Genomic DNA, 13,845 nt, shown 5'->3' on the forward strand with positions numbered 1-13,845 from the left:
AAAGAAATATGAAAAAAATCGTTACATTATTAGCAACTGTGTCAGCTGTGGCCTTTTTGGCAGCCTGCTCGGAACAGGAAGAGAAGCCTATGACTATGCCCACAACCAGCAGTTCATCTAGTGAGGCTGCTCAGACAAGTACAGTCACCCAAGCAGCTGTCGGTCAAGAGGCTCCCGACTTTACTTTGCAGTCTATGGATGGAAAAACTGTCAAACTTTCTGACTATAAAGGCAAGAAGGTTTATCTAAAATTCTGGGCTTCTTGGTGTGGACCTTGTAAGAAAAGTATGCCAGAATTGGTCGAGTTAGCTGGTAAAACGGACCGTGATTTCGAAATCTTGACAGTTGTAGCACCAGGTCTTCAAGGAGAGAAATCTGCCGAGGAATTCCCAAAATGGTTTCAAGAACAAGGTTATAAAGATGTACCAGTTCTATTTGACACTTCAGGAAAAATTTTCCAAGCCTATCAGATTCGTAGCATCCCAACTGAAATCCTCATTGACAGTCAAGGGAAAATCGGGAAAATCCAGTTTGGCGCTATCAGCAATACTGATGCAGAGGCAGCTTTTAAGGAAATGAAATAAAGCAAAAAAGAATGGACTTATCATCCATTCTTTTTTAGTTTGTAAGGTAATTAAGCGCTAGCACCTGATGTCGCATCGGCTCCTCCGTCTCCATGACCTCCATCGCCTCCAGCATCAGAAGCACCAGAAGTAGCGTCTGCGTCTCCATGACCTCCGGCAGGAGCAAATGGTCCGCTGCCTCCAACCAAACGTTGACCAGTTTCTTTTAAGTACCAGTCGAGCCATGGTTGGAAATTAAAGACGATTTCATTGATACCTGCGTATGATCCGTCAGGATAGTACATAGCTTGGTAGTTGTGGGTATTGATAACGCCTGCAGGTGAACCTGGGACGATTGTACGTACGTATTCTTGATTTCCGTTGCGAAGTGTTCCAATAACCCACTCTACATTCTTCATCCGAGCTGGTGGAAGAGAACCATGAACAGTTGACATGCGGCTACCTGATTGAGGTGGCACACGTTTAGCAAACATGGTGTCTGGATCTTGGTGGGCGTTATTGTAGTAGAGGAATTGATTGTTATCGTCAGCGTATGTCAATTCAAATGGCATAGCTTTCAAGAACATATCAATTTGATTAACGGTCAAGATACCATGGTCGAGTTTGACATAAGTATCACCAGAAACAGCGCCAGTGATTGCTGCGACTTTTTCCACCCATTCTGGATCATCTGGATCAACTTCTGTAATTGTCGTAGCGATTGGTTTTCCGCAGTCTAAGTCTTCAGGTTCAATTGGTTTTGGTTTTTTCAATTTTGAAACCACCTCTACATATTTGATAAAGTTATCTAAGCATGTTTCAAGGAAATTCACAGTTCCTTCGTTGGTGATATTGCCATCATTGTCAAAAGCTTCCTTGGCTTTGCCCAGCAAGAATTCGTTGCCTGGAAGAGTGTAAGCATTGACACCAGGGGCGTCTAGGATTTTACGCAGGTGAACTTGAGCGCGAGAAGTTCCTTGGTCGTAGTATGATGCACCAACAATCATGACAGGCTTGTTTTCGAAAGGATGAACCTCATAAGAGAGCCATTCTAAGACACTCTTCAAAGGAGCGCTGATAGTATGATTGTGCTCAGGAGTTGCGATGATGACACCGTCTGCACGTGTGATTTTGTTATACAAATAACGCAACTGGAAGCTTTCATCCCATTTTTTATCCTGGTTAAACATTGGGACTTCATCGATTTCTAAGACTTCCAATTCAAATTTAATTTTGAACTGACGACGGATGAATTCCAATAATTTTCGGTTATATGATTGTTCGTAGTTTGATCCTACAATTCCAACAAATTTCATTCTTTCGGTCTCCTATCTTACAATTTTTCCCAATTAAATTCTTCAGCATCTTTGCGAAGCAATTCTTGAGCGTTGCGCAATTTGTCTGTGATTTTGACAAAGATACGGAAGTCATCAAAGATAGCATCCAATTTTTTGACAACATCAAGATCCACCAAATCTCCGCTTGGGTCAAAAGCTTGAAGAGAATGAGAAAGCAGGAACTCATCTGGAAGTACATTCGCCTTGATTTCTGGAGCATTCAAAATTTGACGGAGCTGCAACTGGGCACGAGAGGAGCCGAGTGTACCATAAGAAGCACCAGTTATCATGACTGGCTTGTTCAGCAGTGGATAGATACCATAAGAAAGCCAAGCCAGAGCATTCATGAGCACAGCTGGAATAGAGTGGTCATACTCGGGTGTTCCAATGAGCACCCCGTCCGCTGCATCGATTTTTTCGGCAATTTCTGATACCAACTCAGGGACGTTCCTGTCAGCAGGTTTATTAAACATTGGGATATCTTTAATCTCTACCAGCTCGATTTCAGCCTTGTCAGCAAAGTGCTTAGACATATATTGAAGAAGTTGCCGGTTTGTAGAACGTTTAGAATTTGTTCCAACAATTGCAATAAGTTTTAACATAAAATTTCCTTTCTGAAATGAAGATACAAATCCCTCGTAAGTGCATTTATTTTTCTTTAGGCAAGTAAAACCTAGAAGAAAGAGAGGGCGTTTTTAAATGGGCATTGTTTATAAAAGCTAGAGCGATAGAGGTACCGCTTAGTGCTGTAGCAAATTCATCTTTGAATTAAGATGCAGGAATTATCTGCTCTAAAAGGCCTGAGCTACAGAAGAGCTGACTGTCTTGGGTGATTATCAAGGCTTCAATCCCTGCTTGCTGTTCAATCTGGGACAGAATTGATGTCGGACTTTCGCCAAATAAACGAGTTGTCCAGATTTCGCCATCTACCGACTTGTCTGAAACAATGGTCAGACTAGCTAATTGATTTTCGATAGGATAGCCTGTTTTGCGATCCAGAATGTGATGGTAGTTCTGCCCCTCAACTGTAAGGGTTCGCTCGTAGATTCCTGATGTGACCACTGACTGATTGGTGACAGCAAGTATAGCTGAGTGATTGCCGCGTAACAGCTTGGGATTTTGGATGCCAATTCGCCAGGCGCGCTGGCTGACTGCATTTTGCCCGATCGTTAGGACATTGCCACCAAGATTGATAAGAGCAGAAGTCACTCCCTGACTCAGCAAATAGTCCTTAATCTTATCAGCGATATAGCCTTTAGCCAAGGCACCTAAATCCAGCTTCATGTCTTTCTTAGTCAAAAATACACTACAATCTTCTGGCTTCAACTCAAGCAAGTTGGTGTCGGTCAGACTCAGAGCTTGCTGAATCTCCTCCGTACTTGGGAGACGGGCGTCTGAAAATCCTATCCGCCAGGTCTGGACGAGAGGGCCAATCGTGATATTTAAGTGGCTGCCTTCTACTAGGCTGTGATATTTTCCCAGCTCAATCAGCTCAAAAAGCTCTGGATGAACTGAGACGCTTTCAATTCCTGCCAGATGATTGATAGTCATAAGTTCTGAGTTTTCATCATTGGCACTGAAGCGATTTTTATAGACATGAAGCAGTTGGACCGCCTCATCTAAGAGTATTTCCGCTCGCTCATGACAGAGAGATATGCAAATCGTACTCCCCATCAAATGGAGTGAGCGAGAAGCAAAGTCCACATTATCACAACCTTTCTAAAATTAACCTCTCTAACCTTATTATATCAAAAAGATACCGGTTTCACAATCTTAAAATTGTTATATTTTCAGAAAATTAACTTTCGCATAAAGCTGTATTTTCGAAGCGATGAGACAGCGGTGGTATAGCTTTTTAGGCTGTATAAGAATTTTTGAAAATCTCGAGCAAATTTCTTGTAAACGCTCACAGGAGATGATATACTGTTCTAGTAAATTATAAATTAAGGTAGGACTATTCTTATGAGTAAAATCGTTGTAGTTGGTGCAAACCACGCAGGTACAGCGTGTATTAATACAATGTTGGACAATTATGGTGCAGAAAACGAAGTAGTTATTTTTGACCAAAACTCAAACATTTCATTCTTGGCATGCGGAATGGCCCTTTGGATTGGACAGCAAATCAGCAAGCCAGATGGACTTTTTTATGCAGATAAAGAAACTTTTGAAGCAAAAGGCGCAAAAGTTTATATGAATTCACCAGTTGAGTCAATTGATTATGATGCGAAAAAAGTTACAGCTATTGTAGATGGTAAAGAGCATGTAGAGTCATATGACAAATTGATTTTGGCAACAGGTTCTCAGCCAATTCTGCCTCCGATTAAAGGTGCTGAGATGGATCCTAACAGTCGGGAATTTAAGTCAACCTTGGAAAATTTGCAGTTTGTTAAATTGTATCAAAATGCTGCTGATGTTATCGAGAAATTGCAAGACAAGAGCAAACATATCGAACGTGTGGCAGTAGTAGGAGCAGGCTACATTGGGGTTGAGTTGGCAGAAGCCTTCAAACGCCTTGGTAAAGAAGTGATTCTGATTGACGTTGTGGATACTTGCTTGGCGGGTTACTATGACCACGACTTGTCTGAAATGATGCGTCAAAATCTTGAAGACAATGGTGTTCAATTAGCCTTTGGCCAAACTGTTCAAGCTATTGAAGGTGAAAACAAGGTAGAACGCATTGTAACAGATAAGGCTAGCTATGATGTAGATATGGTTGTTCTGGCGGTTGGTTTCCGACCAAACACTGGTCTTGGCGCTGGCAAGTTGGAAACATTCCACAATGGTGCTTTCTTGGTGGATAAGAAACAAGAAACTAGCATCAAAGATGTTTATGCAATCGGTGACTGTGCGACTGTCTACGATAATTCTATCAACGACACAAACTATATCGCCTTGGCTTCTAATGCCCTTCGCTCTGGTATCGTAGCAGCTCACAACGCTTGCGGTCATGAATTGGAGTCTAACGGTGTTCAAGGTTCTAACGGCATCGAAATCTTTGGTTTGAAGATGGTTTCAACTGGTCTAACTGAAGAGAAAGCAAAACGCTTTGGTTATAGCCCAGCTGTAGTTGAGTTTAAAGATACTCAAAAACCAACCTTCCTTGAAAAGGTTGAGCATCATGATGTTACAATTAAGATTGTCTATGATAAGGACACACGTGTAGTTCTTGGAGCTCAGATGGTTTCTAGAGAAGATATGTCTATGGGTATTCACATGTTCTCATTGGCCATTCAGGAAAAGGTTACAATTGATAAATTGGCCTTGCTGGATCTTTTCTTCCTGCCACACTTCAACAAACCATACAACTACATTACTCAAGCAGCTTTGAAAGCAAAATAAGAAAATGAGTCTGGAATAAATTTCCAGACTTTTTTGTATAGAGCCTTTAAAAAGAATACTGAAATAAGAAATTTATATTTCATCTGTTTATCAGGCCTGCTTTGTGCTAGAATAGTGATAAAGTAACTATTTAGAGGAGATTGGGAATGGCAAAAGAGTCTAGCTCACGTGAGGACGACATCAAGAGAGAATTTAATTTCACAACTCATTCGATTATTTCCCAGGTTTTGCGAGGTGTTTTAGTTGGGATTTTTGCTGGACTGGTAGTGGGCATTTTTCGATTTCTGATTGAAAAAATCTTTCATTTAGTGCAGGATGTCTACCATTGGAGTCAGCAGTCTTTGCTTTGGTTACTGGCCTTGGTGTTCCTTTATGCTTTCATCGTCTTTCTCAACGCTCGCTGGGTAAAGTCGGAAAAAAATATCAAGGGATCAGGGATTCCGCAGGTTGAAGCAGAGCTGAAGGGCCTGATGTCGCTTTCTTGGTGGAGTGTTCTCTGGAAGAAGTTTGTGTTGGGGATTTTAGCCATTGCTAGCGGTCTGATGTTGGGTCGAGAAGGGCCAAGTATTCAGCTAGGCGCTATGAGCGGCAAAGGCGTCTCTAAATTTCTGAATTTGAGTGCTGCTGAGGAGAGAGCGCTCATTGCTAGCGGTGCGGCGGCAGGCTTAGCAGCAGCTTTTAATGCACCAATCGCAGGACTGCTTTTCGTAGTAGAAGAAGTTTACCGTCATTTTTCACGCTTTTTCTGGGTTTCTACGCTGGCAGCCAGTCTAGTTGCTAATTTTGTCTCGCTCTCCATGTTTGGACTGACGCCAGTGCTGGACATGCCGGATAATATTCCGGTCATGAGACTGGAGCAGTATTGGATCTACTTAGTCACGGGCTTGCTGCTGGGCTTGTCAGGCTATATTTATGAAAAAGTCATTTTGAACATTCAGCTGGTTTATCAGTTTTTGGGTCGCTTGTTTCGAATTTCAGAAGCTTATTATCCTATTCTGGCTTTTGTCTTGATTCTTCCAATTGGTTATTTCTTGCCTCACTTGCTGGGCGGGGGCAATCAGTTGATTCTATCCTTGACTGCTAGTCATTACACTGTGGGAACCTTGCTCTTGTTTTTTGTTCTGCGTTTTGTTTGGAGCATGTTGAGTTACGGAAGCGGCTTGCCAGGTGGCATTTTTCTGCCTATCCTTGCTCTGGGTTCACTGCTGGGCGGAGCAATAGGGTCGGTCTGTCTGCAGCTAGGTTTGATTTCTCAGGAGCAATTTCCGATTTTCATTATCCTGGGCATGAGTGGCTACTTTGGAGCAATTTCCAAGGCCCCACTGACAGCTATGATTCTGGTCACAGAGATGGTTGGTGACATCCGTAATCTCATGCCGCTGGGAATGGTCACTCTGACTGCTTACATTATCATGGATTTGCTAAAAGGAGCCCCAGTCTATGAAGCCATGCTGGAAAAAATGTTGCCAGACAGTATCGAGGACCAGGGAGATACGACTTTAATTGAAATCCCTGTTTCTGAAAAGATTGCTGGTCGGCAGGTTCATGAGCTAAACTTGCCTGATGGGGTCTTGATTACCATGAATGTCCACAAGGGCAAGACTCAAACGGTCAATGGCAGCACGCGCCTCTATCTGGGGGATACGATTTACTTAGTGCTGAAAAAGACGGAAATCGGGAAAGTTAAAGAAGAGCTGCTTTAGCGGTCTAAATAGACAGTTTTTGATTAAATTGTCAGACAATTTCTTGAAATATGAGAAAAAAACTGGTATAATTTACAGGAAATAAACTCTATCTAGGAGAGAAGACAAAGGAGTCACCATGAAAAAACTTGGCATCGTCCTATTTTCAACGGCAATTTTACTGACTGGCTGTGCAGCCAACAACTCTTTAAACAAGACTGGCTCAAGCAGTCAAGCGTCCAGCAGCCAAATGGCTGTTAATCAGAAAGAATTGGACAAGGCGACAGCGGATTACAAAACGTTTGTTCAAGGACAAATCGATCAGCTCCTGACAGAAACGGAGAAGTTTCGTGATACCCTTAAAGAAGGCAAGCTTGATGAGGCTAAAAAGCAATATCCGCTTATCCGGATGGCCTACGAGCGCTCGGAGCCGATTGCTGAGAGCTTTGGTGAATCAGATGTTAAAATTGACTTCCGCTTAGTCGACTATGTGGATGAAAACAAGACCGAAGAAGGCTGGTCTGGTTTCCACCGCATTGAAAAAATCATGTGGGAGCAAAATACAACCAAAGGGACTGAAAGCTATGCCGATCAGCTGGTCAACGATATCAAGGAGCTAAAAGCTAAAATCGCAACAGTTGAAGTGACTCCGGATATGATGTTGACGGGCGCTGTTGACTTGCTCAATGAAGTAGCGACCAGCAAGATTACAGGTGAGGAAGAAGTATTCTCTCATACAGATCTCTATGATTTCCGTGCGAATATTGAAGGAGCAGAAAAGATTTTTGAGCTCTTTAAGCCATTGATTAAGGATAAGGACGAGAAACTCGTCAAGACCTTGGAACTTGAGTTTAAAAACGTCAACGGTCTCTTAGACAAGCACATGACTGACTCGGAAAACTACAAACTCTATACAGAATTGACAAAAGAAGACACCAAGGAGCTAGCAGAAGCTGTGACCAAACTGGGTGAGCCTCTTTCACAAATGGGAGTCATTCTAAACGGGGAGTAATCATATGACAAACGACGAAAAATGGTTTAATAAAAAGATGGATCGTCGTGAATTTCTTAAAAAAGCAGGGATTGGAGGCGCTGGTCTTGCACTGGGTGTCTCTGGTGCATCTGCTTTTTTCGCTAATCAGGCGAAAGAAGATAAGAAATTCGCTGACGGTGAGGAAGAAATCAGCTTCTATGGAGAACATCAGGCGGGTATCACAACACCAATGCAGAAGAATATCTACTTTGTTGTGTTGGATTTGCATACGACAGATAGGGAGACCATTATTCAGCTTTTCAAGGACTGGACAGCCTATAGCGAGAAGTTGGTAGACGGAGAATTGGTCAAAAAAGATAATTCCAATGCTCTTTTGCCGCCAACGGATACTGGAGAAACTGTTGGTCTCAACCCTTATCGACTGACCTTGACCTTCGGTGTCTCAGCCTCTTTTCTGAAAAAAATGGGCTTGTCAGACAAACGACCTAAGGCATTTCGGGATTTGCCGCCATTTCCAAAGGAGCAGCTTAAAGAAAAATATACGGGTGGCGATATTGTTATCCAGGCCTGCGCGGATGATGAGCAGGTAGCCTTTCATGCGATCCGCAATCTGGTCCGCAAGGGCAGAAATGCCATCACTATGAAGTGGAGTCAGTCAGGCTTTGCTTCTATCGGAGACCGGATGTCAACGCCTCGTAATCTCTTTGGATTTAAGGACGGCACAGCCAATGTGACCAAGGAAAAAGACTTTGACAAGGTCATTTGGTGCGATAGCAAGGACTGGATGCAGGGCGGCTCTTACATGGCTGTCCGCCGGATCCAGATGTTCCTTGAGACCTGGGACCGGACCAATCTGCAGGAGCAGGAAAACACTTTTGGCCGCTATAAAGATAGCGGAGCGCCTTTTGGCAAGAAAGACGAGTTTGACGAGGTTGACTTGGAATTGCTGCCAGAGGATTCACACGTCCGTCTGGCCAAGGAGGTTGATAAGCCTATATATCGCCGGTCTTATTCGTACTCGGATGGGATTGATGAAACTACTGGTCAGTTCGACACAGGCTTACTCTTTCTTTCCTTCCAGAAAGATCCAGATAGCTTTGTCAAAGTTCTGACTAATCTAGGCGCTCAAGATAAGATGAATGAATACGTCACGCATATCGGCAGTGGTTTGTTTGCTTGCTTTGGCGGAGTGAAAAAAGGAGAATACCTTGGTCAAAAATTATTTGAATAAAAGCTTACTTGTCTTGGGGTTCTTGCTAATCTTTTTGGCTAAGCCGGTTTTAGCGGACGAGAGCTATAGCAGCTTATTCGTCAAAATTACTGATGCCAGCACTGCCGTCAAGCAGAAGGATCAGGAAAAAGCCAAGCAGCTAGTCGGAGAGATCAAGACTGACTTTGAAAAGGTGGCTAATCATGACTCAGCAGCGGGACAAGAGGTAAGTAAGGCACTAGACTTATCGGGTCAGGTGACTGAGGAGAAGTTGACACAGATTTCTTCTGCCCTTTTGAAATTTGAGAAAGAGCAGAATCCAGTCGACTTAGAGGCTGAGAAAAAGAAGCTTCTCAGTAAGCTAGACCCAAAATTTGAAAATCTACGAAAAGCTATTAGCGCTAAGGATTTAGAAGCGACAAGAGAAGCATACAAGAAGATGAATAGCACCTGGACCACCAATGAAAGCGTGGTGCGAGACAACAGCACAGCCCATTACGGCAAGGTAGAAACAGCCATTTCATTTCTGCGCAGCGCCATTGAGACGGAGCCTACTGACTTTGACATGATTCAGTCTTCTTTTGATGATTTGAAGGCCGCCATTGATAATTTTGTCAAAGGCGAGAAAGTCCAAGAAGCTGCTGGCAATCTGACGCTGAAAGATGGAATTAAGCTCCTAGAGGAAGCCTTGAGTCTCTTTCAAAACGGAGATGATAAAAAGGCTGCTGCCAAGATGAAAGAGTTCATCACCATTTGGCCAACGATAGAAGGAGATGTCAGTGTCAATAACCCTTCGCTTTATACCAAGGTAGAGAGTCAGACGCCTGTTATTATGGTCAAGGGGAGCGAAGAGAAGTATCAAAAGCAGCTAGAATCCTTGATTAGTGAGCTGTCCCAGATTGACACGACAGCTTCCTATCATTTCTTTGATGCTATGCTGATTTTGCTGCGTGAGGGTGTAGAAGCGCTCTTGATCGTCATGGCTTTGATAACGACTCTGAAAGCCTCCAAGATGAAAAAAGGACTCAAATGGGTTTATGCCGGGGCAGCGAGTGGAGTTCTAGCCAGCGCTGTGATTGCAGCTTTGCTGCAGTTTCTTTTCCCTGCAGTGGCTTCCGGATCCAATCGTGAAATTATCGAGGGTGCAGTGGGAATTTTCGCTGTCGCCATGATGATATTGGTTGGTATCTGGCTGCACAGCAAGGCATCTATTGAGAAATGGAATGACTTCATGGAAAGCCAAATGAAGGCTGTAACAGCCACAGGAAGTTTTCTTTCCATATTTGCTCTTAGCTTTCTGGCAGTTTTCCGTGAAGGGGCTGAGACTATCCTCTTTTATGCAGGAATTCTGCCGCGCATCACTATGATTGATTTCCTTTTGGGAATCGGCTTGGCTGTTCTGGTCTTGGTCTTGCTGGCCTTTATCATGAGCAAGGCGTCTGGTCTTCTCAAGCCACACAGCATTTTCTTCTGGCTGACTTGGCTCATCTATGCCTTGGCCTTTAAAATGCTGGGAGTCAGCATCCATGCCCTTCAGCTGACCAATATCTTACCAACGCACTTAATCAATGGTTTTGTGACTGTAGACTGGATGGGGATTTATCCAAGCATAGAAGTAGTTGTCAGTCAGGTCTTCTTTATCTTGCTAGTGGTCTATGTTAGCATTAAAAATCAGAGAAGTGAGCAGCAGCATGGATAAAAAAGAGCAGACTATCATTGAGCATTTGACAGAGTTCAGACGGCGTTTTCTAGCGGTATTAGCTTGCTTCTTCGTGGTATTTCTGGTTAGCTTGCTCTTTTCAGCCGATATTTATCGATGGCTGACCAGTAATTTTGAGCAGAAGCTGCTGGTGCTGGGGCCGGATGATATCCTTTGGATTTATATCAGTTTGGCTAGCCTGGTCGCTTTTTCCCTGATCTTGCCATTTTTGGTTTATCAGGTCTGGGAGTTTGTCCGACCAGCTTTGCTAGCCAATGAAGCTCGGGCTGTTTTTGCCTATATCCCAGCTACCTTTCTCTGTTTTGTTCTGGGACTGGCTTTCGGCTTTTACTTTGTGACTCCAGCTATTTTGCAGGTTTTGCTGTCGTTGGGTGAGGGCCTCTTTGAGACACGACTGACAGCGCAGAATTATCTTAGTTTCGTCTTTCACACCACTATTCCGATTGCTTGCCTTTTTGAGTTACCGGTTCTGGTGTCCTTTCTGACTTCTATCGGTTTGCTCAATCCGAAATTTTTGGTAAAATATAGACGATACGCTTACTTCATTTTGCTGGTTTTAGCTGTTATCCTGACACCGGCTGACTTTATCAGCGACTTGTCTATGACAGTGCCTCTGATTTTGCTCTATGAAGTCAGCATCTTGCTCAGTCGCATCATTTATCAAAGAAAATCAACGAGGAGAAATTAATGGGACTTTTAAAAGACATCGGAGTACCTGGGGTAATCATTATTGTTCTGGGCGCCCTGCTTATTTTCGGACCAAAACGCCTGCCCGAACTGGGGCAATCTATCGGTAAAATGTTTTCAGAATTCAAAAAAGCAGTCAATCATGCTGGAGAAGAAGAAAAGACCGAGAATAAAAACGAAAAAGAGTAAAGGAAAAGCACGGATATCTGTGCTTTTTTTACTAGAGTCAAGATAGCTTATGAAATGGAGTACAAATGAAAACATTAGAAGAACGAATTCTCAGAGATGGACAAGTCTTAGGTGAAAATATCTTGAAAGTTGACTCTTTCCTGACCCATCAGGTTGATTTTTCATTGATGAAAGAGATTGGCCAGGTCTTTGCGGAGGCAGTAAAGGATGCAGGAATTACCAAGGTAGTAACTATTGAGGCTTCTGGTATTGCTCCGGCTGTTTACGTAGCAGAGGCACTGGGTCTACCAATGATTTTCGCTAAGAAGGCCAAAAACATCACAATGACAGAAGGGATATTGACGGCCGAAGTTTATTCTTTTACCAAGCAAGTGACTTCGACCGTTTCGATTGCTGGGAAATTTCTCAACTCTGATGATAAGGTGCTGATTATCGACGATTTTTTGGCTAATGGTCAGGCAGCCAAGGGCTTGATTACCATTATCGAGCAAGTAGGAGCCCAGGTTGAAGCGGTTGGCATTGTCATTGAAAAATCATTTCAGGATGGCCGTCAATTTTTGGAAACTGATGGCTATCGTGTCCTTTCTTTGGCGCGTATCGCAGGATTTGAGAAGGGGCAGATTGTCTTTGCTGAGGCAGATATATGATTTCCTTTTCCTTTTGACTATCTGTCTGGCTTATAGTATAGTAAAGATAGTTGATATTCTAAAATCTAAGCTCATTGATTTTACTTGGGTAGAAAAAGTTTTTGAGGGATTTCTATGCACCAAACTCATAATTTACAGCAGCGGATGCGGCTCTTTATTTCTATTTTTTTGCCAATTTTGATCTACCAACTGGCCAATTTTTCAGCCTCATTTGTCGATACGACCATGACAGGTCAGTATGACACTCTGCATCTAGCTGGTGTTTCTATGGCAACTAGTCTTTGGATTCCATTTTTCGACCTGCTGATAGGGATTGTTTCGGCCTTGGTACCCATAATCGGGCATCATTTAGGACAAGGGAAAAAAGAAAAGATTGCTTCTGATTTTTATCAGTTTATTTATCTTTCTTTGGGGCTATCGCTAATTTTATTTGCCTTGGTATTTGTGGGCGCTCCTCTAGTTTTGTCTCACCTTGGCCTAGAGCCTTTGGTAGAAGAAGTGGCAAAAAACTATCTTTGGTATCTGGCGCTTGGTATTATCCCTCTTTTGCTCTTTAGCACTATCCGTTCTCTGTTTGATGCTCTAGGGTTGACCAAGCTTTCCATGTATCTCATGCTCTTACTCTTGCCCTTGAACGGTTCTTTTAATTATGCCCTAATCTACGGTGCATTTGGTTTTCCGGAAATGGGCGGAGCCGGAGCCGGACTTGGGACTTCTTTGGCTTATTGGGTTTTGCTCCTCATATCCTTGTTAGTAGCAGTCAAACATCCAAAAGTTCGAGCCTATGAGCTATGGAAGATTCGACCGCTAGACAAAAAAGGCTTAATCGAAGGCATTCGACTTGGACTGCCTATCGGCGGAACTTTTTTTGCTGAAGTCATAATTTTCTCAGTTGTTGGCCTGGTCATGGCTAAGTTTTCGTCACTAATCATTGCCAGCCATCAGGCGGCCATGAATTTTTCAAACTTAATGTATGCCTTTCCTATGAGTATTTCAACCTCAATGTCCATCATTGTTTCTTATGAAATTGGAGCTAATCGTCCTGACGATGTTAAGAAATTCTGTAAACTCGGGCGGCTGACGGCCTTGGGAATTGCTGGATTTACCTTTCTCTTTCTCTATATCTTACGCGACCGTGTGGCTGCTCTCTATGGGTCGGATACCGAGTTTATCCGTATGACATCTGTTTTTCTGACCTACAGCCTCTTTTTCCAATTAGCAGATACTTTTGCGGCTCCTTTGCAGGGCATTCTTCGGGGCTACAAGGATACTCAGGTGCCATTTTTCTTGGGCTTGATTGCTTATTGGGGAGTTTCGCTGCCCCTGGGACTCTTCTTAGATTACTATACTAGTTTAGGCCCTTATGGATATTGGATTGGTCTCATTGCCAGCTTGGTGACGAGCGGCATTCTCTTTCAGTGGCGGCTTAATCGTTTGGCTAAAAATATTACAAATTAAAGAGTGTTGGTTTGTCCCT

13 protein-coding genes are annotated in these 13,845 nt (G+C 43.1%); 10 read left to right on the forward strand and 3 right to left on the reverse strand.

Annotated features, from left to right (window positions below; all coding sequences use genetic code 11):
• Positions 1-8: 8 nt before the first annotated feature.
• A complete protein-coding gene (gene sdbB / locus PCY71_RS01400; RefSeq protein WP_002909783.1) occupies positions 9-584 on the forward strand; it encodes a thiol-disulfide oxidoreductase-associated lipoprotein SdbB in 576 nt (191 codons plus the stop codon).
• Between the two features lie 50 nt (positions 585-634).
• Here the strand turns inward: sdbB and PCY71_RS01405 are convergent, their stop codons facing one another.
• From PCY71_RS01405 to PCY71_RS01415, 3 genes are all read right to left on the reverse strand, one after another.
• Entirely contained in the window at positions 635-1,879 is a 1,245-nt protein-coding gene (locus PCY71_RS01405) for an NAD(P)H-dependent oxidoreductase (RefSeq protein ID WP_048773394.1), read from the reverse strand.
• Positions 1,880-1,896: 17 nt separating this feature from the next.
• The gene (locus PCY71_RS01410; protein WP_002904465.1) at positions 1,897-2,502 is read right to left on the reverse strand and encodes an NADPH-dependent FMN reductase; all 606 of its coding nucleotides are present in this window, start codon (positions 2,500-2,502) and stop codon (positions 1,897-1,899) included.
• 166 nt (positions 2,503-2,668) lie between these two features.
• Positions 2,669-3,604 carry an FAD:protein FMN transferase gene (locus PCY71_RS01415; protein ID WP_048773396.1) on the reverse strand — a complete coding sequence of 312 codons (936 nt, stop codon included), beginning with the start codon at positions 3,602-3,604 and terminating at the stop codon, positions 2,669-2,671.
• A gap of 258 nt (positions 3,605-3,862) precedes the next feature.
• Between PCY71_RS01415 and nox the strand changes: the two genes are divergently transcribed.
• The 9 genes from nox (at position 3,863) to PCY71_RS01460 (ending at position 13,826) form a co-directional block, all read left to right on the forward strand.
• Complete coding sequence (gene nox / locus PCY71_RS01420) at positions 3,863-5,239, forward strand: H2O-forming NADH oxidase (RefSeq protein ID WP_048773398.1); 1,377 nt, start codon at positions 3,863-3,865, stop codon at positions 5,237-5,239.
• A 146-nt stretch (positions 5,240-5,385) separates the two neighbouring features.
• Positions 5,386-6,942, forward strand: a complete 1,557-nt coding sequence (locus PCY71_RS01425) for a ClC family H(+)/Cl(-) exchange transporter (RefSeq protein WP_048773400.1) — start codon at positions 5,386-5,388, stop codon at positions 6,940-6,942.
• Positions 6,943-7,060: 118 nt separating this feature from the next.
• The gene (efeO, locus tag PCY71_RS01430) at positions 7,061-7,933 is read left to right on the forward strand and encodes an iron uptake system protein EfeO (RefSeq protein WP_048773402.1); all 873 of its coding nucleotides are present in this window, start codon (positions 7,061-7,063) and stop codon (positions 7,931-7,933) included.
• A 4-nt stretch (positions 7,934-7,937) separates the two neighbouring features.
• Entirely contained in the window at positions 7,938-9,146 is a 1,209-nt protein-coding gene (gene efeB, locus PCY71_RS01435; RefSeq protein ID WP_002909774.1) for an iron uptake transporter deferrochelatase/peroxidase subunit, read from the forward strand.
• Positions 9,124-10,824 (forward strand): FTR1 family protein, encoded by a 1,701-nt coding sequence (locus PCY71_RS01440; RefSeq protein ID WP_048773404.1) that lies wholly within the window; start codon positions 9,124-9,126, stop codon positions 10,822-10,824. Before efeB ends, PCY71_RS01440 begins: the two co-directional genes overlap by 23 nt.
• Positions 10,817-11,533, forward strand: a complete 717-nt coding sequence (gene tatC / locus PCY71_RS01445; RefSeq protein ID WP_048773406.1) for a twin-arginine translocase subunit TatC — start codon at positions 10,817-10,819, stop codon at positions 11,531-11,533. Before PCY71_RS01440 ends, tatC begins: the two co-directional genes overlap by 8 nt.
• Complete coding sequence (locus PCY71_RS01450) at positions 11,533-11,721, forward strand: twin-arginine translocase TatA/TatE family subunit (RefSeq protein WP_002906601.1); 189 nt, start codon at positions 11,533-11,535, stop codon at positions 11,719-11,721. The genes tatC and PCY71_RS01450 overlap by 1 nt, the downstream gene beginning before the upstream one ends.
• A gap of 65 nt (positions 11,722-11,786) precedes the next feature.
• Positions 11,787-12,368, forward strand: coding sequence for a xanthine phosphoribosyltransferase (locus PCY71_RS01455; RefSeq protein WP_048773408.1), 582 nt, complete (start codon positions 11,787-11,789; stop codon positions 12,366-12,368).
• Between the two features lie 114 nt (positions 12,369-12,482).
• Positions 12,483-13,826 (forward strand): MATE family efflux transporter, encoded by a 1,344-nt coding sequence (locus PCY71_RS01460; RefSeq protein WP_048773410.1) that lies wholly within the window; start codon positions 12,483-12,485, stop codon positions 13,824-13,826.
• Positions 13,827-13,845 lie beyond the last annotated feature (19 nt).

It is taken from the genome of Streptococcus sp. SN3 (genome assembly GCF_030439905.1).